The 20,068-nt window shown below is 62.2% G+C and carries 19 protein-coding genes; 4 read left to right on the forward strand and 15 right to left on the reverse strand.

Annotated elements, in window-relative coordinates:
• Positions 1–48: 48 nt before the first annotated feature.
• From J1D76_RS08820 to ribBA, 6 genes are all read right to left on the reverse strand, one after another.
• Positions 49–1,764, reverse strand: coding sequence for an amidase (locus J1D76_RS08820; RefSeq protein ID WP_421137928.1), 1,716 nt, complete (start codon positions 1,762–1,764; stop codon positions 49–51).
• Between the two features lie 264 nt (positions 1,765–2,028).
• Positions 2,029–3,183 carry an ABC transporter ATP-binding protein gene (locus tag J1D76_RS08825; RefSeq protein ID WP_421137929.1) on the reverse strand — a complete coding sequence of 385 codons (1,155 nt, stop codon included), beginning with the start codon at positions 3,181–3,183 and terminating at the stop codon, positions 2,029–2,031.
• Positions 3,184–3,199: 16 nt separating this feature from the next.
• Positions 3,200–4,009, reverse strand: a complete 810-nt coding sequence (locus J1D76_RS08830) for an ABC transporter permease (protein ID WP_421137930.1) — start codon at positions 4,007–4,009, stop codon at positions 3,200–3,202.
• Positions 4,010–4,015: 6 nt separating this feature from the next.
• Positions 4,016–4,960, reverse strand: a complete 945-nt coding sequence (locus J1D76_RS08835; RefSeq protein ID WP_421138095.1) for an ABC transporter permease — start codon at positions 4,958–4,960, stop codon at positions 4,016–4,018.
• On the reverse strand, positions 4,957–5,982 hold the full coding sequence (locus J1D76_RS08840) for an ABC transporter substrate-binding protein (RefSeq protein WP_421137931.1): 1,026 nt from the start codon (positions 5,980–5,982) through the stop codon (positions 4,957–4,959). The genes J1D76_RS08835 and J1D76_RS08840 overlap by 4 nt, the downstream gene beginning before the upstream one ends.
• A 284-nt stretch (positions 5,983–6,266) precedes the next feature.
• Positions 6,267–7,376, reverse strand: a complete 1,110-nt coding sequence (gene ribBA, locus J1D76_RS08845; protein WP_421137932.1) for a bifunctional 3,4-dihydroxy-2-butanone-4-phosphate synthase/GTP cyclohydrolase II — start codon at positions 7,374–7,376, stop codon at positions 6,267–6,269.
• Between the two features lie 69 nt (positions 7,377–7,445).
• Between ribBA and J1D76_RS08850 the strand changes: the two genes are divergently transcribed.
• Positions 7,446–7,742, forward strand: a complete 297-nt coding sequence (locus tag J1D76_RS08850) for a DUF1330 domain-containing protein (RefSeq protein WP_421137933.1) — start codon at positions 7,446–7,448, stop codon at positions 7,740–7,742.
• A 234-nt stretch (positions 7,743–7,976) separates the two neighbouring features.
• Here J1D76_RS08850 and J1D76_RS08855 read toward each other — a convergent pair whose 3' ends face one another.
• The 8 genes from J1D76_RS08855 to J1D76_RS08890 form a co-directional block, all read right to left on the reverse strand.
• Complete coding sequence (locus J1D76_RS08855; RefSeq protein ID WP_421137934.1) at positions 7,977–8,540, reverse strand: NUDIX hydrolase; 564 nt, start codon at positions 8,538–8,540, stop codon at positions 7,977–7,979.
• A 1-nt stretch (position 8,541) separates the two neighbouring features.
• On the reverse strand, positions 8,542–9,294 hold the full coding sequence (locus tag J1D76_RS08860) for a GntR family transcriptional regulator (protein ID WP_421137935.1): 753 nt from the start codon (positions 9,292–9,294) through the stop codon (positions 8,542–8,544).
• A gap of 88 nt (positions 9,295–9,382) precedes the next feature.
• Positions 9,383–9,772 (reverse strand): carboxymuconolactone decarboxylase family protein, encoded by a 390-nt coding sequence (locus tag J1D76_RS08865; protein ID WP_421137936.1) that lies wholly within the window; start codon positions 9,770–9,772, stop codon positions 9,383–9,385.
• Between the two features lie 113 nt (positions 9,773–9,885).
• Positions 9,886–11,337, reverse strand: a complete 1,452-nt coding sequence (locus J1D76_RS08870; RefSeq protein ID WP_421137937.1) for an NAD-dependent succinate-semialdehyde dehydrogenase — start codon at positions 11,335–11,337, stop codon at positions 9,886–9,888.
• Between the two features lie 139 nt (positions 11,338–11,476).
• Positions 11,477–11,962 (reverse strand): flavin reductase family protein, encoded by a 486-nt coding sequence (locus tag J1D76_RS08875; protein ID WP_421137938.1) that lies wholly within the window; start codon positions 11,960–11,962, stop codon positions 11,477–11,479.
• Positions 11,963–11,974: 12 nt separating this feature from the next.
• Complete coding sequence (locus tag J1D76_RS08880) at positions 11,975–13,456, reverse strand: aldehyde dehydrogenase (RefSeq protein WP_421137939.1); 1,482 nt, start codon at positions 13,454–13,456, stop codon at positions 11,975–11,977.
• Positions 13,453–14,286, reverse strand: a complete 834-nt coding sequence (locus tag J1D76_RS08885; protein WP_421137940.1) for an alpha/beta fold hydrolase — start codon at positions 14,284–14,286, stop codon at positions 13,453–13,455. Before J1D76_RS08885 ends, J1D76_RS08880 begins: the two co-directional genes overlap by 4 nt.
• Positions 14,287–14,329: 43 nt before the next feature.
• Positions 14,330–14,920 (reverse strand): amino acid synthesis family protein, encoded by a 591-nt coding sequence (locus tag J1D76_RS08890; RefSeq protein ID WP_007978708.1) that lies wholly within the window; start codon positions 14,918–14,920, stop codon positions 14,330–14,332.
• Positions 14,921–15,292: 372 nt separating this feature from the next.
• Here J1D76_RS08890 and katG point away from each other — a divergent pair, with 372 nt between their 5' ends.
• On the forward strand, positions 15,293–17,560 hold the full coding sequence (gene katG, locus J1D76_RS08895) for a catalase/peroxidase HPI (RefSeq protein ID WP_421137941.1): 2,268 nt from the start codon (positions 15,293–15,295) through the stop codon (positions 17,558–17,560).
• A gap of 72 nt (positions 17,561–17,632) precedes the next feature.
• Here the strand turns inward: katG and J1D76_RS08900 are convergent, their stop codons facing one another.
• On the reverse strand, positions 17,633–18,223 hold the full coding sequence (locus tag J1D76_RS08900; RefSeq protein WP_421137942.1) for a TetR/AcrR family transcriptional regulator: 591 nt from the start codon (positions 18,221–18,223) through the stop codon (positions 17,633–17,635).
• Positions 18,224–18,369: 146 nt separating this feature from the next.
• Here J1D76_RS08900 and J1D76_RS08905 point away from each other — a divergent pair, with 146 nt between their 5' ends.
• Both J1D76_RS08905 and mexE read left to right on the forward strand, forming a co-directional pair.
• Positions 18,370–18,660, forward strand: coding sequence for a LysR family transcriptional regulator (locus J1D76_RS08905; RefSeq protein ID WP_421137943.1), 291 nt, complete (start codon positions 18,370–18,372; stop codon positions 18,658–18,660).
• Between the two features lie 158 nt (positions 18,661–18,818).
• Positions 18,819–20,060 (forward strand): multidrug efflux RND transporter periplasmic adaptor subunit MexE, encoded by a 1,242-nt coding sequence (mexE, locus tag J1D76_RS08910; RefSeq protein WP_421137944.1) that lies wholly within the window; start codon positions 18,819–18,821, stop codon positions 20,058–20,060.
• Positions 20,061–20,068 lie beyond the last annotated feature (8 nt).

Raw genomic sequence — 20,068 nt, forward strand, 5'->3', positions numbered from 1 at the left:
CGGGTGATGCCCTGTAGGAGCGAGCAAGCTCGCTCCTACAGGGTGTTGTTACCGTTTGTCAGCTGCCAATGGCGGCGTGCGCGGTGGAATCATGCGCTTGTTGCCCGTGGACTCGAACGCCGACGCCAGGTGCAACAGCGACGAATCGTCATAGGCGCGACCGGCAAACGTCAGGCCCACCGGCATGCCGATGTCCGGCATCACGCCCATCGGCACGGTGACCGTTGGCACGCCGAGGTGACGGATGGCGAGGTTGCCGTTGGCGACCCAGACGCCGTTGCTCCAGGCGATGTCCGCCGATTGCGGATCGACATCGGCATTCGCCGGGCCCACGTCGGCAACCGTCGGGAACAGCACCGCGTCCAGGCCCAGGCGATCCATCCAGTCTTCCAGGTCGATCTTGCGGGTCTTTTCCAGGCCGCGCAGGCCGTCCGGCACAGTACTGATCTGGTCCCACGGGGTGATGCCGCGCTCGGCCATGCGCACGTATTCGTCCATGCCGGCGGCCAGGTCGCCTTCACGGTTGGGCAGGGTACCCGGGTCGTGCGGGAAGATCTGCGGGCCGTCGACGTCGACCAGGCGGTTGAGTTTCGGATCGCCATTGGCTTGCAGGAAATCATCGAAGGCCCAGGCCGTCAGGTCCCACAGTTCATGGTGCAGGAACTCCTTGGAAACGATGCCGCGATTGAACACGGTCGGCGCGCCAGGGCGATCGCCTTCGCAGTTGGAGACCAGCGGGAAATCCACGTCGAGCACTTCGGCGCCGGCGGCTTCGAGGGCCTTGCGCGCCTGTTCCCAAAGGCCGATCACCGAAGGGCGGGTGTTGATGCGCTGCCCGGTCGGCCCACCGATGCCCGGTACTTCGGAGGTGCCGGCTTCAGGGTCGGCGTTGATGTACATGCGCGGGATGCCGAACTTCTTGCCTTTGAGCGCTTCGCTGTTCGCGGCCAGCGCGGCATAGGATTGCGGACGCACTTCAGACGATTTCGGAATCGGCACCCAAGGCTGCAAGCGCCACAGGTCGCCACGGGTGTCCGGGTCATCGGCCACCACCACGTCGAGCACTTCGAGCAGGTCGGCCATGGTCCGCGCGAACGGCACGACCACGTCCATGGTCGGGGTCAGCGGCCAGTTGCCGCGAACGGAAATCACACCGCGAGAAGGGGTGTAGGCGCACAAGCCATTGTTCGAGGCCGGGCCGCGACCGCTCGACCAGGTTTCTTCCGCCAGGCCGAACGCGGCGAAGCTGGCGGCGGTCGCTGTGCCGGCACCGTTTGACGAACCGGACGCGAACGGCGCAGTGAGGTAGTCGGCGTTGTACGGGCTCTCGGCACGGCCGTAGACGCCGCGCTGCATCCCGCCATTGGCCATCGGCGGCATGTTGGTCTTGCCCAGGCAGATCGCCCCGCCAGCGCGCAGGCGCTCGACGGTGAAGGCATCGCGATAGGCGACCAGGTCCTTGAAGGCCGGGCTGCCGGAAGCCGCGGTCAGGCCTTTGACCAGGTAGCTGTCCTTGGCGGTGTAGGGAATGCCGTCCAGCGGACCGAGCGTCTGGCCCTTGGCGCGACGGGCGTCGCACGCCTGTGCTTCGGCGAGGGCCTCGGGGTTGCGCACCACGACCGCGTTCAGCGCCGTGGCGGTTTGCGGGCCGTCGTAGGCGTCGATCCGCGCGAGGTAAGCCTGCACCAGTTCAACCGAGGTGGTCTGGCCGGACTCGAGCGCGGCGCGCAGTTGGGCAATGGAAACTTCGGTGACTTCGATCATGCTGCCACCGCCATTTGCAGGTGGAGGGTCCCAAACACTTCACTTTTCTCGAAATGGACTTTCATATCGTTATTCTCGTTGCGCTGTGTGGCACGACAGGGTCGGGTGTTAAAAATACTGAGCACTATTTAGCATTAAACCGGGGTATTAGGAATCCATTGTCCAATTTATCTTACAGGCGACAGAAAAAAGGCCACCACAACCCGACGTTGTGGTGGCCTGAGGGTGACTCATTATAGTGGCCTGCACGCGCAGGCCAATCGATCAGTGAGCGCCGGCAGCCTTGTTCAGGTCACTTTCGGCCCATTCGGTGTACACGCAGGCATCGGCGGTGGCCCAGCGCACGCGCACCGGGTCGCCCGCCTTGAGTGGCATGCCGGCCGCGGACAGTGCCTTGACCGTCATCGAAGTACCGCCCGTGGTGATCACGCTGCAGGTCTGGCTTTCGCCGAGAAACAGCACTTCCACGACCTTCGCCGAGACTTCGTTCCAGCCGGCGGCCAGTGGTTCGGCGAGGGCTTGCTCATTGCTCAGGGCCAGGGCTTTTTCCGGACGCACCATCAGCAGCACGTCCTGATCGGTTTGCAGGTTGGCGGTGAGGCGGATCGACAGCGATTGCCCTTCGAAGGTCGCCACTGCATTGCCCTGGGCCTTGAGCTTGAGGAAGTTCGAGTTGCCGAGGAACGAGGCGACAAAGGCGTTTGGCGGGTTCTGGTACAGGTCATAGCCGCTGCCCAGGCCGACGATCTTGCCGTGACTGAAAATCGCGATGCGCTGGGACAAGCGCATGGCTTCTTCCTGATCGTGGGTCACGTAGACGATGGTGATGCCCAGGCGCCGATGCAATTGACGCAGTTCGTCCTGCAGGTCTTCACGCAGCTTTTTGTCCAACGCACCGAGCGGTTCGTCCATCAGCAGGATGCGTGGTTCGTAAACCAATGCACGGGCAATGGCGACGCGCTGTTGCTGACCGCCCGAGAGTTGCGAAGGGCGGCGATGGGCGAACTGCTCAAGCTGCACCAGTTTGAGCATGGCATCGACCCGGCGCTCGCGTTCGGCGGCCGCCAGTTTGCGGATGGTCAACGGGAAAGCGATGTTGTCGCGCACCGACAGGTGCGGGAACAGCGAATAGCGCTGGAACACCATGCCGATGTCGCGCTTGTGAGGCGGTACGTTCACCAGTGACTGGCCGTTGACTAAAATCTCGCCGCTGCTCGGGGTTTCGAAGCCGGCGAGCATCGACAGCGTGGTGCTTTTGCCGGAGCCGCTGGAGCCCAGAAAGGTCAGGAACTCGCCGTCCTTGATGTCCAGCGAGATGTTGTCCACGGCAGCAAAGTCGCCGTAGTGCTTGTTCAGGTTGCGCAGGCTGACCAGGGGTTTGTCATTTTGCTGCGCGGAATCTTTGATCACTGCACTCATGTCGTACTCCTGGCGCTCAAGCGCTGATTTCGTTGCGCCGGCGCAGAGCGGCGGCGATCACCATGACCAATACCGAGAGGCCGATCAGCAGCGTCGAAGCGACGGCGATCACGGGCGTCAGGTCCTGGCGCAGGGTGGTCCACATTTTTACGGGGAGGGTTTGCAGGGTCGGGCTGGCCATCATCACGCTCAACACCACTTCATCCCACGAGACGAGGAAGGCGAAGAGGGCGCCGGCGACCATGCCCGGACGAATCGCCGGGAACGTCACCTTGAATACCGCTTGCAGGCGTGAGGCACCGCAGATCACCGCGGCATCCTCGATCGACTGATCGAACAGCTTCAGCGAGTTGATGATCGAAATGATGGTGAATGGCAGCGCGACGATGACGTGGCTGACCACGAAGGCGAACAGGGTCCCGGTGTAACCGAGTTTCAGGAACAACGCGTACACCGCCACTGCGATGATCACCAGCGGCACGATCATCGGCAGGGTGAACAGGCCGTAGAGCATCTCGCGGCCGGGGAAGCGGCCACGCACCAGGGCGAACGCGGTCGGCAGGCCCAATGCGACGGCGAAGAAGGTGGTCAGCACCGCGACTTTCAGGCTGGCCATCGCCGCGTTCATCCAGTCGGCATTGGAGAAGAACTGGCCGTACCACTTCAACGTCCAGCCCGGCGGCGGGAACACCAGCCATTGGGACGAGCCGAACGACAGCAGTACGATGAACACGATCGGCAGCAGCAGGAACAGGCCGATCAACCCGGTCGTGGTGTAGAGGCCGAAGCGCATGCGCCGGCTCATGGCATTGGGGGTCAGGAGCATGACGGCTTACCTCGCGTTGCTGGCGCCAACCGGGGATTCCGGCTGGAGCTTCAGGTAGAAGTAGAACAACACCAGCGTGATCACGATCAGCAACGCGGCGCCGGCGCTGGCCAGGCCCCAATTGAGGAACGACTGCACCTGCTGGATGATGAACTCGGGCAGCATCATGTTCTGCGCACCGCCGAGCAGCGCCGGGGTGACGTAGTAACCGAGGGACATCACGAACACCATCAACCCACCGGAGAATAGCCCCGGCCGACACAGCGGCAGGAACACCCGGAAGAAGTTGGTCCAGGGGCTGGCGCCGCAGATCGAACCGGCCTGCAGGATCATCGGGTCGATGGCCTGCATGGTCGCCTGCAACGGCAGCACGATGAACGGGATCATGATGTAGCTCATGCCGATCACCACGCCGGTGAGGTTGTGCACCATTTCCAGGGGTTGATCGATGATGCCCATCGCCATCAAGGCCTTGTTGATCACCCCGGAGGCTTGCAGCAACACCAGCCAGGAATAGGTGCGGGCGAGCAGGCTGGTCCACATCGACAACAGCACGATGCTCAGGATCCAGCGACCCCACCCACGCGGCACCAGAGTGATCGCCCAGGCCAGCGGGAAACCCAGCAACAGGCTGAACAGCGTTACCAGGCCGGCCACCGAGAAGGTGTTCAACAGCACCCTGGCGTAGGCCGAGTTGGCGAACAGTTGTTGGTAGTTGCCCAGCCCCGGCTCCGGTTCAAGCACGCCGCGCAACAACAGGCCAATCAGCGGTGCAAGAAAGAACAGGCCGAGAAACAGCAGCGCCGGCATCAGGTTGCCAAAGCCACGCCAGCACTGTTTCAGCGACGGCGCGGGTTGCTTGGCAACGGTCTGGCCGGTTGCCGGACCGGCAGCGCCCGTGGCGCTCCCGGTGGCTGTGGAAGGACGAGACACTGTTGCCATCATTTTCATTTGACCAGCCATTCGTTCCACCGTGTCGCAATGGTCGGACCGTTCTTGGCCCAGTATGCGAAATCAAGAGTGATCTGATCCTTTGCGTAGGCGGTCGGCAGGTTCGGGGCCAGCACCGAGTCCAGGCGCGCCACGCTGTCGACGTTGACCGGGGCGTAGGCGGTCAGGTTGGAGAAGTCGGCCTGTCCCTTGGCACTGCTGGCGTTAGCCAGGAACTTCATCGCCGCGTCCTTGTTTTTCGAGCCCTTGGGAATGACCAGGATGTCGGCCATGACCAGGTTCTGTTTCCAGCTTACGCCGACCGGGGCGCCGTCTTCCTGAAGGGCGTGGATCCGGCCGTTCCAGAACTGGCCCATGCTCGCTTCACCAGAGGCCAGCAACTGCTGCGACTGCGCGCCGCCGCCCCACCAGACGATGTCCTTCTTGATGGTGTCGAGTTTCTTGAAGGCGCGGTCCAGGTCCAGCGGATAGAGCTTGTCGGCCGGCACGCCATCGGCCAGCAGCGCCAGTTCGAGCACGCCGGGGCTTGGCCATTTGTAGAGGGCGCGTTTGCCGGGGTAGGTCTTGGTGTCGAACAGGGCGGACCAGTCCTGCGGCTTGTTGGCGCCAAGCTTGCCTTCGTTGTAACCGAGGACGAAGGAGAAGAAGAACGAGCCGACGCCGTGATCGCTGACAAAACGCGGGTCGATCTTGTCGCGGTCTATGACTTTGAAATCGAGGGGTTCGAGCAAGCCTTCGGAGGCGGCACGCAAGGCGAAGTCGGCTTCGACGTCGACCACGTCCCACTGCACGTTGCCGCTTTCGACCATGGCCTTGAGTTTGCCGTAGTCGGTCGGGCCATCCTGCACGACGGTGATGCCGCTGGCCTTGCTGAACGGGTCGGCCCAGGCCTGCTTTTGCGCATCCTGGGTGCTGCCGCCCCAACTGACGAAGTTGACGCTTTCAGCGGCCAGCAACGCCTGGCTGGTGACGCTCAGCAGTCCCGCAAAAATTGCCGCGGTCGCACGTTTGTTCAACACCATTTTCACGCCCTCATTGTTGTGTTTATGAGCGGGGCTTTAGAGTGCCCGCCTATCGGGAGCAGTAGGTCCATCGAGTCGCTGTGACTGTCCGGTCTATGGAATATCATATTATGGTATTCCAAACTTTGTGCAAGCACTTTGCCGTACCGGCTATCTGCCAAACGTGGAATTTCATGCGCTTCGTAGGAGCTGGCTTGCCAGCGAAAGCGGTCATTCAGCCAATGTTGAAGTCGACTGACACGCCGCCTTCGTTGGCAAGCCAGCGCCTACAGGGGAGGGCGGCGTTATTTCGTGAACGGAATGCTTTCCACCACCTCCAGGTCGTACCCGGTCAAGCCTGCATACTTCAGCGGCGGGCCGAGGTGGCGCAGCTTGCCGACGCCGAGGTTTTGCAGGATCTGCGCGCCAGTGCCTACCTCCGAATAGATCCGCGACTGCGAGCGGCTGAACTGCCGGGGCGCCTGGGTCAGTTGCGGCACACGTTCGAGCAACGCCTGCGAGGATTCGTGATTGGCCAGCACCACCACCACGCCGTGGCCTTCGGCGGCAACTCGCTGCAAGGCGGCCCACAAGGTCCAATTGCTTGGTCCGCTGTATTCGGCACCGACCAGATCGCGCAGCGGATCGATCACGTGTACGCGCACCAGCGTCGGTTCCTCACGACGCAGATCGCCCATGACCATGGCCATGTGGACACCGCCTTCGATGCGATCCTCAAAGGTGATCAGACGAAAGGTGCCGTGCACAGTCGGCAAGTCGCGCTCGCCGATGCGCACGATGGTGTGCTCGGTGCTGAGGCGGTAGTGAATCAGGTCGGCGATGGTGCCGATCTTGATCCCGTGCTTGCGCGCGAACACTTCCAGGTCCGGACGACGGGCCATGGTGCCGTCGTCGTTCATCACCTCGACGATCACCGAGGCGGGCGTGTGGCCGGCCAGGCGGGCCAGGTCGCAGCCGGCTTCGGTATGGCCGGCGCGGGTCAGCACGCCGCCTTCGCGGGCGCGCAGCGGGAAGATGTGGCCGGGTTGCACGATGTCGGTCGGGCCGGCATTCGCCGCGACGGCGGCGGCCACGGTGCAGGCGCGGTCGGCGGCGCAGATGCCGGTGGTCACGCCGACGGCGGCTTCGATGGACACGGTGAACGCGGTGCTGAACACGCTGCCGTTGCTCGGCACCATCTGCTCCAGGCCCAGGCGCTTGCAGTGTTCGTCGGTCAAGGTCAGGCAGATCAGGCCGCGGGCTTCGCGGGCCATGAAACTGATCGCCGCGGGCGTGCAGCAGTCGGCGGCCAGCAACAGGTCGCCTTCGTTTTCCCGGTCTTCATCGTCCACCAGCAGGACCATTTTGCCGAGGCGGTAATCTTCGATGATTTCTTCGATGCTGTTGAAGGCCATGATGGACACTCAGTGTTGGCTGGAATGAATTGTGGTATACCATAATACGAAATCAACCGAGAGGTCACTATGAAGGCGTACTGGATTGCTCACGTGGACATCACCGACCCCGATCAATACAGCCGATACACCCAGCGCGCGCCGCAGGCTTTCGCCGCCTACGGCGCACGGATCCTGGCCCGTGGCGGGCGCAGCGAAGCGTTGGAGGGCAGGGGCACGCCGCAGCGCAGCGTGGTGATCGAGTTCGACTCGTATGAACAGGCGCTGGCCTGTTACCACTCTGCGTTGTATCAGGAGGCGCGGGGGCATCGCGAAGGCGTGGCGAAGGCCGAGATCATCATCGTCGAAGGCATGCTGCCGCTCTGACGACACCGCTTGACCCTGTAGGAGCGAGCCTGCTCGCGAAAGCGGTGTGTCAGTCACTGTTGATGCTGAATGTGCTGGCCCCTTCGCTGGCAAGCCAGCTCCCACAGTGATCTGTGGTGTACCTTGCAATCGTAACCACACCACAAAAAACCTGTAGGAGCTGGCTTGCCAGCGAAGAGGTCCTTGAGGTTGCGGTGGTTATGCGGACGCCTATGCCGGCAAGGGGGGTGGTTGTCAGCGGATGAAGTGGATCTTGCCGCTGTCGTCGTTGCCCATGTAGATGCCATACACGCCGGCTTGGCGTTCCTCGATGTAGCGTTCGAGGATCTGCCGAATCGCCGGGTAGTAGATGCTGTCCCAGGGAATGTCCTCGGGCGCGAAGAATTTGTAGTCGAGGGTTTCCGGGCCGTACTGGCCGGTGATCTGCAGCGCGACGGCGCGGAAGATGATGTAGACCTCGCTGATCTGCGGCACGCTGAAGATCGAGTAGGGCGAGACGATTTCCGCGCGCACGCCGCTCTCTTCCCAGACCTCACGCAAGGCCGCCTGCTCGGTGGTCTCGCCACTTTCCATGAAACCTGCGGGCAGGGTCCAGGTGCCGGGGCGCGGCGGGATGGCACGCTGGCACAACAGGTACTTGCCGTCCTGCTCGATGATGCAGCCGGCGATGATTTTTGGATTGATGTAGTGGATGTAGCCGCAGCCGCGGCACATCAGGCGCTCGTGCGTATCGCCCGGCGGCACCTGCTGACCGAGATCAGCGCTGCCGCATTTGGGGCAAAAGCTCGGGCTGAACATGTCAGCGACCTATGCGCGGTTCTTTCAGCGCGATGGGCAGGGTGATCGCCGGGATGTCGCCGGTTTCTTCCTGCTTGCGCTTGAGGTAGTCCAGCGCCACGGCCGCGGCGGCACGCACGTGATCAACGCAGGCCTGGTGGGCGACCAGCGGGTCGCCGCCCTTGATGGCCTCGACCATGCGCTCCATTTCCTGGTTACTCGCGCCACGGCGGTTTTCCTGGGACACCGAGGTCGCGCGCAGGTAGCTGATGCGTGCCTGCAACTGACGCAACTGAGTGGCAGCGACGTGGTTGCCCGAGCCTTCGAGGAGCACGTCGTAGAAACCCTGTACCGAATCGATGACCTGCTGCAGTTCGCCATCTTTGAGCGCTTTGCGGTTGTCTTCGAGGGCTTTTTCCAGGGCCTTGATGTCCTTGGCCTTGGCGCGCAGGGTGAACAGCTGGACGATCAGGCCTTCGAGTACGCAGCGCAGCTCGTAGATGTCCACGGCGTCGGCCAGGGTGATGATCGCGACACGCGGGCCCTTGGCATCGGCGAATTCCACCAGGCCTTCGGATTCGAGGTGACGCAAGGCTTCACGCACCGAGGTACGGCTGACGCCCAGGCGATCGCACAGATCGCGTTCGACCAGACGGTCTCCCGGCAGGAGCTGGAAGTTCATGATGGCGCTTCGCAGTTTATCCAGCACGATTTCGCGCAGGGTAACGGGGTTGCGATTGACCTTGAAGCTGTCGTCGAGTGGCAGGCGTTTCATGGGGTCCGCTCTGATTGTGGCTGTCCATGCGAAAAGAACACGTCGATTACGCGAATCTCGGTGCCCGGTCAGATCAAACAGCCAAGGGTTAACTGGAGGCCTCGGCATCGGCTTCGGCGAAGGCTTCACGGGCGAGCCGGAAACTGTCTACGGCCGCGGGGACACCGCAATAAATGCCGATCTGAAGCAATATTTCGCGTATTTGCTCACGACTCAGGCCGTTACGCAAGGCGCCGCGCACATGCAGCTTGAGTTCATGGGGCCGGTTGAGGGCCGAGATCATCGCCAGGTTGATCATGCTGCGTTCCTTGAGCGACAAACCCTCGCGCCCCCAGACATGACCCCAGCAATACTCGGTGACCATTTCCTGCAAGGGGCGGGTGAAGTCGTCGGCGTTTTCGATGGAACGGTTGACGTAGTCTTGCCCCAGCACCTGGGTGCGGATCTTCAGGCCTTTCTCGTATTTTTCGTTGCTCATTTCGATTGTCTCCAGGTCCGACTTCAACACTGACCTGTAGGAGGCGGCTTGCCGGCGAAGGCGTTCTTGAGGTCGCCTTCGCCGGCAAGCCGGCTCCTACAAAGGGGGGCGTTTCAGAGGCCGCCCATCAAGGTGTATTTGAGTTCCAGGTAATCCTCGATGCCGTATTTGGAACCTTCGCGACCAAGCCCCGAGGACTTGATCCCGCCAAACGGCGCGACTTCGGTGGAAATTAATCCTTCATTGATCCCGACCATGCCGTACTCCAGCGCCTCGCTCATGCGCCAGGCGCGGCCCAGGTCGCGGGTGTAGCAGTAGGCGGCGAGGCCGAACTCGGTGTCGTTGGCCATCTCGACGGCCTGGGCTTCGCTGTCGAAGCGGAACACGGCGGCCAACGGGCCAAAGGTTTCATCCCGGGCGACTTTCATCTGCGTGGTGACGCCTGTGAGCACGGTCGGCTGGAAGAAACCGTTGCCCAGTGCGTGACGTTCACCGCCGCACAGCAGTTGTGCACCCTGTTCCAGCGCGTCTTGCACGTGGTCCTCGACCTTGGCCACAGCGCGCTCGTTGATCAGTGGCCCTTGGGTCACGCCCTCGTCGAAACCGTTGCCGACCTTGAGCTGCGAAACCCGTTCGGCCAGGCGCGCGACAAAGGCGTCATGGATGCCGCCCTGCACCAGGAAACGGTTGACGCAGACGCAGGTTTGCCCGGCGTTGCGGAACTTGGCGATCAGTGCGCCGTCGACCGCACGTTCCAGATCAGCGTCGTCAAACACAATGAACGGTGCGTTGCCGCCCAGTTCCAGCGAGACTTTTTTCAGCGTTGGCGCGCACTGGGCCATCAGCAGCTTGCCGATGGCGGTGGAACCGGTGAACGACAGTTTGCGCACGAGCGGGCTTGAGGTCAGCTCGCCACCGATGGCGATGGCGTCGCCAGTGATCACGTTGAAAATGCCGGGGGGAATCCCGGCCTGTTCCGCCAGCGCCGCCATGGCCAGGGCCGAGAACGGGGTTTCCGGGGCCGGTTTGACGATGCACGGGCAACCGGCCGCCAGTGCCGGGCCAGCCTTGCGGGTGATCATCGCCGCCGGGAAATTCCACGGCGTGATGGCCGCGACAACGCCAATCGGTTCTTTGCTGACCACGATGCGCGCATCGCCCTTGTGGCTCGGGATGGTGTCGCCATAGATACGCTTGGCTTCTTCGGCGAACCACTCGATGAAGCTCGCCGCGTAAAGGATTTCGCCCTTGGCTTCAGCCAGCGGTTTGCCTTGTTCGAGGGTGAGTATTTCGGCCAGGGCGTCGGCGTTTTCCTGCATCAAGGCATGCCAGCGCTTGAGCGTGTTGCTGCGTTCCTTGGCGGTCAGTGCGCGCCAGGCCGGCCAGGCCTTGTTGGCGGCCTCGATGGCCAGGCGTGCGTATTCGGCGCCAAGGTTCGGGACGCGGCCGATCAGTTCGCCGGTGGCCGGGTTGAAGATGTCCTGACAGGCGCCATCCGGCGCATCCAGCCACTGGCCATTGATGTAGGCCTGCTGGCGGAACAGTAACGAGGCTGCTGGGCTCATGCCGGCTCCTAACAATATGAGGTGATTCTCTGTAGGAGCGAGCCTGCTCGCGATGGTCTTCAGAGCGCCGCCTGTTTCCAGGGAGCACGCGTTATCGTTCACGACCATCGCGAGCAGGCTCGCTCCTACAGGGGCTGTGTCAGGTCAAGGAGGGCAGTGGGCCCAGCTTGCCTTTGTGGTAGATCATCGGTGTCACCGGCTGCGCTGGCAGGATCAGGTTCTTCACCGCGCCGACGATGATCGCGTGATCGCCGCCGTCGTATTCGCGCCACAGTTCGCACTCGATGATCGCCGTGGCCTTGGCCAGGATCGGGTTGCCCAAATCGCTCAGGTGCCACTCGATGCCCTTGGCCTTGTCCTTGCCTTTGCCGGCGAAGGCATAGGCTTCGGCGGTCTGGTCGGCGGACAACAGGTGAATCGCGAACTGCTTGCTGTCGCGCAGTACCGGGTAGGTGTCGGAGCCGTAGTTGGGGCAGAACAGCACCAGTGCCGGATCAATCGACAGCGCACTGAAGGCGCTGGCGGTGATACCGACGATGCCGCCTTCCGGGTCCAGGGTGGTGACCACCGTGACCCCGGACGGGAACGAGCTCATCACGTCTTTGTAAATGCCGGGTTCGATCATTTTCCAGGACTCCTAGCGCATCACGAAGGGATCAGGCATGGGGGCCTGGGACAGGTTGATCCACACCGTTTTCAGCTCGGTGTAGGCCAGCACCGAATCGATGCCGCTCTCGCGCCCATAGCCGCTATTCTTGAAGCCGCCAATTGGCGCCATGGCCGACACGGCGCGGTAGGTGTTGACCCAGATGATCCCCGAGCGCACGTCCCGGGCCAGGCGATGGGCGCGGCCCAGGTCGCGGGTCCAGATGCCGGCGGCGAGGCCGAACTGCGAGTCGTTTGCAATCGCCAGCGCTTGGGCTTCGTCCTTGAAACGGATGACCGAAGCGACCGGGCCAAAGACTTCCTCCTGCATGATCTTCATCGAGTTGCGGTCGCACTCGAACAGCGTCGGTTCGTAGAACCAGCCATCGCCCAGGTTCTGCGGACGCTTGCCGCCCAGGCGCAGTTTTGCACCTTCAGCGATGGCATCGGCCACCAGGCCTTCGACAACAGCCAACTGCTGCGCGGTGGCCATCGGGCCCATTTCGCTGCTGTCTTCCTGCGGGTTGCCGATGCGGATGCGCTGGGCGCGTTCCACCAGGCGGCCGACGAATTCGTCGTAGATTTCGTCCTGCACCAGCAAGCGCGAACCGGACACGCAGCTCTGCCCGGAGGCGGCATAGATCCCGGCGATGGCGCCGTTGATCGCGCTGTCGAGGTCGGCGTCGGCGAAAATGATGTTCGGCGATTTACCGCCCAGCTCCAGCGACAGCTTGGCGAAGTTCTCTGCGCTGCTGCGCACCACATGGCGGGCCGTGGCGGCGCCGCCGGTGAAGGCGATCTTGCGGATCAACGGATGGCGGGTGAGGGCGGCACCGGTGCTTGGGCCGTAACCGGTGACGACGTTGACCACGCCCGGTGGAATTCCGGCGTCGAGCGCCAGGCGTGCCAGTTCGAGGATGGTGGCCGAGGCGTGTTCCGATGGCTTGATCACGATGGTATTGCCGGCGGCGAGGGCCGGTGCAAGTTTGATCGCGGTCAGGTACAACGGGCTGTTCCACGGAATGATCGCGGCGACCACGCCCATGGCTTCGTGCACGGTGTAGGCAAACAGGTCCGGCTTGTCCAGCGGCAGGGTGCCGCCTTCGAGCTTGTCGGCCAGGCCGGCGGTGTAGTGGAAGAACTCCGGCAAGTAGCCGACCTGGCCGCGGGTTTCGCGAATCAGCTTGCCGTTGTCGCGGCTTTCCAGCTGCGCCAGTTGTTCTTTGTTTTCGGCGATCAGGTCGCCCAGTCGTCGCAGCAGTTTGCCGCGAGCGGTGGCGGTCAAACCGCGCCAGGCCGGGCTGTCGAACGCGGTTTGCGCGGCTTGTACGGCGCGCTCGACGTCGGCTTCGTCGGCGTCGGGCAGTTCTGCCCAAGGCTCGGCCAGTGCCGGGTTGAGGCTTTCGAAGGTCTTGCCGGACAGGGCATCGACCCATTCACCGCCGATGCACATCTGGAAGCGTGCGAGTGTCATGCAACGATCCCCTTGATCTGGTTTTGTTGGGCGTGCGCCGCCTGCAGAAACTCCAGCAACAGCTGGTTGACCAGGCGGGGTGATTCTACGGGCATCATATGCCGTTGCTCGGCGAGCACGGCGACTGTTGCGCCGGGAATGCGTTCGGCCAGTTGCCGGGCCATTTGCGGGGTCGAGCCGGGGTCCAGTTCGCCGGTGGCGATCAGCGTCGGCACGCGGATGCTGGCCAAGTCGTCGGCGCGGTACATGTCCTGGGTGGCGAACAGTTCATAAGTGGTCAGGTAGCCCTGCGGATCATTGCCGGCCAGGGTCTGGCGGATGGCGGCGATCTGCGCGGGGTTGGCTGCTTGATATTCACGGCTGAACCAGCGCGACAGCGCTGCTTCGGCATTGGCGTCCGGTCCGTGTTCGGCGGCCTGGCTGGTGCGGGCGATGACCCCGGCGCGCTGTTCGGCGCTGCGGTTGAACACGCTGTTGAGCACCACCAGGCCTTCCAGGCGTTGCGGGTAATGCAGGGCAAACGCCCGCGCCACCAGCCCACCCATGGAAAAACCGATCACCGTGGCCTTGGGCAGTTGCAGGTGGTCGAGCAGCTCCAGCAACTGGTCGGCATAGCCGAGCAGCGGGGTGCCGCTGTCCGGTCGAGGGCTAGCGCCATGGCCGAGCATGTCGTAGGCGATCACGCGGTAATTCGTGGCCAGGCCAACGATCTGGCCGCCCCACATTTCTTTGTTCAGGCCCACGCCGTGGATCAAGACCACGGGCTGGCCGTGGCCGGTCGCCAGGTAACTGGTGCCAGCCGGGGTGAGTTCAGCGGTGAGCCGAATCATGGAGCGCTCCTGCAATGCCTTTTTATTGTGGTTCTCTGGCCGGTTACTGGGCTTTTTCAGCGGCCAGTTCTTCCAGGTCGATGTAGCGGTTGCCGATGCGCGGGTGCAGGCGGCCACCGTCGGCGCAACCCAGGACGACGACGATTTCATCGGCACGCGGGGCGTCTTCGATTTGCATTTCCAGGGTGATGTAGTGCGAACGCAGGCCTTCGTCGTCCTTGTGCATCATCGGGATCTGGATTGAAGTACCCGGGCCGCCGCGCTTGTTGGTGAAGCTCAGGTAGCTCTTGGCCTTGACCGCTTCGCGGTAGTGGTTGCCGAAGCGCAGGGTGTGGATCACCGCCGAGGCGTGTTCGATTTCGCCGTCGGCGCCGACCACCGCAGCCTTGCCATAAGCCTCGATTTTCTCGGCACCGCCGATAATGCCCACCAGGCGCTCGACCATCAGCGCGCCGAGGTCGGAGCAGTTGGCACGGATCTGTGGCTTGAGGTCTTCGACGAAACCGTTGCCCAGCCAAGGGTTCTTCATGACGACGGCCAGACCGACCATGGTCACGGGCTTATCGGTGGCTTTGCCGCCTTCAATAAAGGTTTCTTCGACATAGCTGACGATCTTGCGGATTTCGAAACTCATGAGCTGCTCCGTAGAGGTTTTGGGTGTCTGTGCGTCTGATGGTATACCATAATACCGATGACGCAAGTCCCTGAACGGAGTTTCTGGTCGGGTGGTCGTAATGAGAAGATTGAACTGGATTCTTGCAGCCACACGGCCCTGTGGGAGCAGGCTGGCCCGCGATGGCGGCAGGTGAGCGGTTTATCAGCAATCTGCGCCGTTTAAGCGACAGTTTCCCGGACCGGTACTTTAATGGAAGGTCTGGAGCGAATGTACGCGAGGCAGTCATAGCCTCAAGGCTATGGATCCCATATCGAAAAGCTATTTCATCAATCGGTGATACGGATCCACGCTCAAGGGTGGTTAGCCAAAACAAAATCCAGAGGAGATGCCATGTCAACTGAATCGAAATGCCCGTTCAATCACGCCGCTGGCGGTGGCACGACGAACCGCGACTGGTGGCCGAACCAACTGAACCTGAAGATCCTGAGCCAACACTCGCCCAAGTCTGACCCGCTAGGGGGCGACTTCAACTACGCCCAAGCCTTCAAGAGCCTGGACTTCCAGGCGCTGAAAAATGATCTGACTGCGCTGATGACCGATTCCCAGGAGTGGTGGCCAGCGGACTTCGGCCACTATGGGCCCTTCTTCATTCGCATGGCGTGGCACAGCGCCGGCACTTATCGCACCGGTGATGGCCGGGGCGGCGCCGGTTCCGGCCAACAGCGTTTTGCTCCACTCAACAGCTGGCCGGACAACGTCAGTCTCGACAAGGCCCGCCGACTGCTCTGGCCGATCAAGCAAAAGTACGGCAACAAGATTTCCTGGGCCGACCTGATCGTCCTCACCGGCAACGTCGCCCTGGAATCCATGGGCTTCAAGACTTTCGGTTTTTCCGGTGGTCGCCCGGATGTCTGGGAGCCGGACGAAGACGTGTACTGGGGCTCTGAAAACAAATGGCTGGGCGGCGACACCCGCTACGGCAAAGATGACAGCAAGCCCGTGCAGCCACCTGGCGACGTTCCGCTGGTGGCCGAACCCGGGCGAAACGAGGACAGCCGTACCGAAGACGGCCGCCATCTGGAAAACCCCCTCGCCGCCGTGCAGATGGGCCTTATCTACGTCAACCCGGAAGGCCCGGAGGGGCAGCCCGACCCGGTCGCTTCGGCCAAGGACATCCGCGAAACCTTCGGTCGCATGGCGATGAACGATGAGGAAACCGTGGCGCTGATCGCCGGTGGCCACGCCTTCGGCAAGACCCACGGCGCGGGGCCGGCCGACAACGTCGGGCCAGAACCGGAAGCTGCCGGCCTGGAGCTGCAAGGCCTGGGCTGGAAGAGCTCGTTCGGCACCGGCAAAGGGGCTGACACTATCACCAGCGGCCTGGAAGTCACCTGGACCACCACGCCGACCCAGTGGAGCAACAACTATCTGGAAAACCTCTTCGGTTTTGACTGGGAACTGACCAAGAGCCCAGCCGGCGCCCACCAGTGGACGCCGAAAAACGGAGCGGGTGCCGGGACCATTCCCGATGCGTTTGATCCTGCCAAGCGCCGTAATCCGACCATGCTGACCTCGGACCTGGCCCTGCGCTTCGATCCGATCTACGAGCCGATTTCCCGGCGCTTCCTGGCCAACCCCGATCAACTGGCCGATGCTTTCGCTCGCGCCTGGTACAAACTCATTCACCGTGACATGGGCCCGCTCTCGCGTTACCTCGGGCCGGAAATGCCGGCCGAAGAACTGCTGTGGCAGGACCCGATCCCTGATGTCGATCACCCGCTGGTCAGCGACAGCGAAGTGGCGGGGCTGAAAAGCAAAATTCTGGCCTGCGGCCTGTCGGTTTCGCAATTGGTCTCGACCGCTTGGGCGGCGGCTTCTACCTTCCGCGGTTCCGATAAACGCGGCGGCGCGAACGGCGGGCGCCTGCGCCTGGCGCCACAGAAATCCTGGCAAGCCAACCAGCCTGAACAACTGGCCAATGTGCTGGGCAAACTCGAAGGCATCCAGAAGGCGTTCAATAGCGCGCAAACCGGTGGCAAGAAAATCTCCCTCGCCGACCTGATCGTGCTCGCCGGTGGTGTGGGGGTCGAACAGGCGGCGAAAAACGCTGGCCACAGCGTGTCAGTGCCGTTCACGCCGGGACGCATGGACGCCAGTCAAGAGCAGACCGATGTCGACTCTTTCGGTTTCCTTGAACCGATTGCCGACGGTTTCCGTAACTACCTGAAGCAACAGTACCGTGTGCCCGCCGAAAAACTGCTGATCGACAAGGCCCAACTGCTGACGCTCAGCGCACCGCAAATGACGGTATTGCTGGGTGGGCTGCGGGTGTTGAACACCAATGCCGACCAGAGCAAACACGGTGTGTTCACCCAACGGCCGGAAGCGTTGACCAATGATTTCTTCACCAACCTGCTGGACATGGGGGTGGAGTGGAAGCCGGTGTCCGACGCACAACAGGAGTTCGAAGGGCGTGACCGCAAGTCCGGTGCCGTGAAGTGGACGGGGACGCGGGTTGACCTGGTGTTTGGTTCCAACGCGCAGTTGCGTGCGCTGGCCGAAGTCTATGCCAGCGCCGATGCGCAACAGAAGTTCGTGACGGACTTTGTGGCGGCGTGGACCAAGGTCATGAACCTGGATCGCTTCGATCTGGCGTAATCACACAGCCTGAACGTTCCGCGACCTGAGTGGAATCAGGTCGCGGTCACTTCTTATGCGCGTTGCTCGCGGTTAGCAATCGATGTCCGCATCCTCTGCTTTTTTTTCAGCACTGACCGACCCGGTATCGATCACCGATTGCAGGAACTGCTCTGATAATCGAGGGTTGTCCAGAGCCCTGGCGATCAGAATGGCCCCGCTTATCGATGCCAGGACGCGCAGGGCTTGCTGGTGTTTTTCTTCATCGGTCTGGCCATCGACCAACGGCAGCAAGGTTTCGATCAGGGTCTGCACGCCTTGGGTAAACGAATGGCTGACGGCGCCGCCATTGCGCGCGACATCGGCGCCCAGCGCGGGGATCGGGCAGCCTTCGGTCCAGTTGTTCAAGTGGCTTTGGGTCAAATACCCCTTGAGCAATTCGGGGATCGACTTAGCCGCTCGCCAGTCTTTGATATTGGTTTCGAACGTGCGGCTGACCGCCTCTGACGCCAGTTGCTCCTTGCCGCCGGGGAACTGTCCGTAAAAGCCGCCATGGGTCAAGCCCACCGAGCGGGACAGTTCGCCAATGCCGATGCCATCGATGCCTTTTTCCCGGTACATTTTCGAAGCCGCGCTGAGGATCGCTTCCTTGTTGGCGGCTGCCTGGTCTTTCGTCACTTTCATGAGTGGGTCCTGTCATCCGATGAACGCCCTGGCAAATGTGTGCTCGGGCGCTGGTAATTATGATGCTTGTAATATAAATTCGCGGCAATGGTTTTGCCGGCACTGAGCCAGTGCTTCCAGTCAAACACCTCACAGGGTGCTGACCCATGAAACGTAACGATCTGCGCAGTATCGACCTCAACCTGCTGGTGGTTTTCGAGGCGCTCATTCAGGAGCGCAACGTCACTCGGGCGGCACAAAGGCTTTGCCTGGGCCAACCGGCGGTCAGCGGTGCATTGGGTCGTTTGCGCGCACTGTTCAACGACCCTCTGTTTAATCGCATTGGCCACAAAATGGAACCGACCACCCGGGCCTTGCAGGTCGCACAAACCCTGGGGCCGGTGTTGGACGCCATTTGTACGGTCGTCAGTTCTGACGATTTAAGAGAAAAAACCTAATCGATTCATAAGCTTGCTGTGGTTTGTCGTTTTTTTGCCATTAAACATGATGATCATCATTAAAGATGATGGCCAAGTTCACTCCGTTCGATTCGTCGTTGCCACTCCCCAAGGCCGAGAATTTCCCAACCCACTAAACCGTCTGGCGGACACTACCCATGGAACAGTCACTCAAACCTTTGCGTTATCCCCTCGCTGCGTTATCGCTCGCCGTCATCACCGCCTGCGGTCACGCCCCCGACACCGCACAGGCGCCGGGTGCGCCCCACGTCACGGTCGCCAAAGTGCTTGAGCAACCCATCACCGAATGGGATGAAGTCACCGCCCGGCTGGAAGCACCGGAAACCGTTGTGGTGCGCCCACGGGTTTCCGGGCAGATCGACCGGGTTGCCTTTACCGACGGCGAGTCGGTGAAGAAAGGGGATTTGCTGTTCCAGATCGATCCACGTCCGTTCGAACACGAAGTGCATCGCCTCGAAGCGCAGGTGCAGCAAGCTCGCGCCACGCTCGTTCGCACCGCCAATGAAGCGCAGCGCGGCCAGCGACTGTTGGGCAGCAATGCGATTTCCGCGGAGCTGGCTGACACCCGCAACACCACAGCCCAGGAAGCCCGCGCCGCCGTCGAGGCCGTGCAGGCGCAACTCGATCTCGCACGCCTGAACCTGAGTTTCACCCGCGTCACCGCGCCGATCACCGGCCGGGTCAGCCGCGCCGAAATTACCGCTGGCAACATCGTCACCGCCGACACGTCGGCGCTGACCAGCGTGGTCTCCACCGACAAGGTCTACGCCTATTTCGACGCCGACGAGCGCCTGTTCCTCAAATACAGCCAACTCTCCCGCCAGGGCCAGCGCAGCCAGTCGACACCGGTGTACATGGGCTTGTCGAACGAGGATGGCAATAGCCACCTGGGGCAGATGAACTTCGTCGACAACCAGGTCAATCCCAAGACTGGCACTATTCGTGGCCGCGCCGTGTTCGATAACGCCGACGGCCAATACACCCCGGGGTTGTATGCCCGGTTGAAACTGGTGGGCAGCGCGCCATATGCCGGCCTGCTGATCAAGGACGAGGCCGTGGGCACCGACCTCGGCAAGAAGTTCGTGCTGGTGATCGACCAGGACAACAAGGCCGTGTATCGCAGCGTCGATCTAGGGCCAAAGCTCGAAGGCTTGCGCATCGTGCGCAGCGGTTTGCAGAAAGAAGACCGGATCGTCATCAACGGTCTGCAGCGGGTGCGTCCCGGTGCGGTGGTGGCCCCGCAAGACGCACCGATGGCTGATGCACAAACCATTGCCACCCTGGATCGCCAGCGTCAGGCCATCGAGGCGGGTAACCAGCCCGTCGCTCCGTCCCCGGCCCTGGTGAAAACAGATGCCACCGTTTCACCTCGCGGATAAAGGAACAC

Origin of the sequence: Pseudomonas sp. NFX15 (assembly GCF_049132105.1) — a bacterium.
In the GTDB taxonomy this organism is placed as follows: domain Bacteria; phylum Pseudomonadota; class Gammaproteobacteria; order Pseudomonadales; family Pseudomonadaceae; genus Aquipseudomonas.

Bases quoted from the DNA above. Each gene is read 5' to 3' on its own strand.
- J1D76_RS08820 (WP_421137928.1), bottom strand. From the start codon at position 1,764: ATGATCGAAGTCACCGAAGTTTCCATTGCCCAACTGCGCGCCGCGCTC.
- J1D76_RS08825 (WP_421137929.1), bottom strand. From the start codon at position 3,183: ATGAGTGCAGTGATCAAAGATTCCGCGCAGCAAAATGACAAACCCCTG.
- J1D76_RS08830 (WP_421137930.1), bottom strand. From the start codon at position 4,009: ATGCTCCTGACCCCCAATGCCATGAGCCGGCGCATGCGCTTCGGCCTC.
- J1D76_RS08835 (WP_421138095.1), bottom strand. From the start codon at position 4,960: ATGAAAATGATGGCAACAGTGTCTCGTCCTTCCACAGCCACCGGGAGC.
- J1D76_RS08840 (WP_421137931.1), bottom strand. From the start codon at position 5,982: ATGGTGTTGAACAAACGTGCGACCGCGGCAATTTTTGCGGGACTGCTG.
- ribBA (WP_421137932.1), bottom strand. From the start codon at position 7,376: ATGGCCTTCAACAGCATCGAAGAAATCATCGAAGATTACCGCCTCGGC.
- J1D76_RS08850 (WP_421137933.1), top strand. From the start codon at position 7,446: ATGAAGGCGTACTGGATTGCTCACGTGGACATCACCGACCCCGATCAA.
- J1D76_RS08855 (WP_421137934.1), bottom strand. From the start codon at position 8,540: ATGTTCAGCCCGAGCTTTTGCCCCAAATGCGGCAGCGCTGATCTCGGT.
- J1D76_RS08860 (WP_421137935.1), bottom strand. From the start codon at position 9,294: ATGAAACGCCTGCCACTCGACGACAGCTTCAAGGTCAATCGCAACCCC.
- J1D76_RS08865 (WP_421137936.1), bottom strand. From the start codon at position 9,772: ATGAGCAACGAAAAATACGAGAAAGGCCTGAAGATCCGCACCCAGGTG.
- J1D76_RS08870 (WP_421137937.1), bottom strand. From the start codon at position 11,337: ATGAGCCCAGCAGCCTCGTTACTGTTCCGCCAGCAGGCCTACATCAAT.
- J1D76_RS08875 (WP_421137938.1), bottom strand. From the start codon at position 11,962: ATGATCGAACCCGGCATTTACAAAGACGTGATGAGCTCGTTCCCGTCC.
- J1D76_RS08880 (WP_421137939.1), bottom strand. From the start codon at position 13,456: ATGACACTCGCACGCTTCCAGATGTGCATCGGCGGTGAATGGGTCGAT.
- J1D76_RS08885 (WP_421137940.1), bottom strand. From the start codon at position 14,286: ATGATTCGGCTCACCGCTGAACTCACCCCGGCTGGCACCAGTTACCTG.
- J1D76_RS08890 (WP_007978708.1), bottom strand. From the start codon at position 14,920: ATGAGTTTCGAAATCCGCAAGATCGTCAGCTATGTCGAAGAAACCTTT.
- katG (WP_421137941.1), top strand. From the start codon at position 15,293: ATGTCAACTGAATCGAAATGCCCGTTCAATCACGCCGCTGGCGGTGGC.
- J1D76_RS08900 (WP_421137942.1), bottom strand. From the start codon at position 18,223: ATGAAAGTGACGAAAGACCAGGCAGCCGCCAACAAGGAAGCGATCCTC.
- J1D76_RS08905 (WP_421137943.1), top strand. From the start codon at position 18,370: ATGAAACGTAACGATCTGCGCAGTATCGACCTCAACCTGCTGGTGGTT.
- mexE (WP_421137944.1), top strand. From the start codon at position 18,819: ATGGAACAGTCACTCAAACCTTTGCGTTATCCCCTCGCTGCGTTATCG.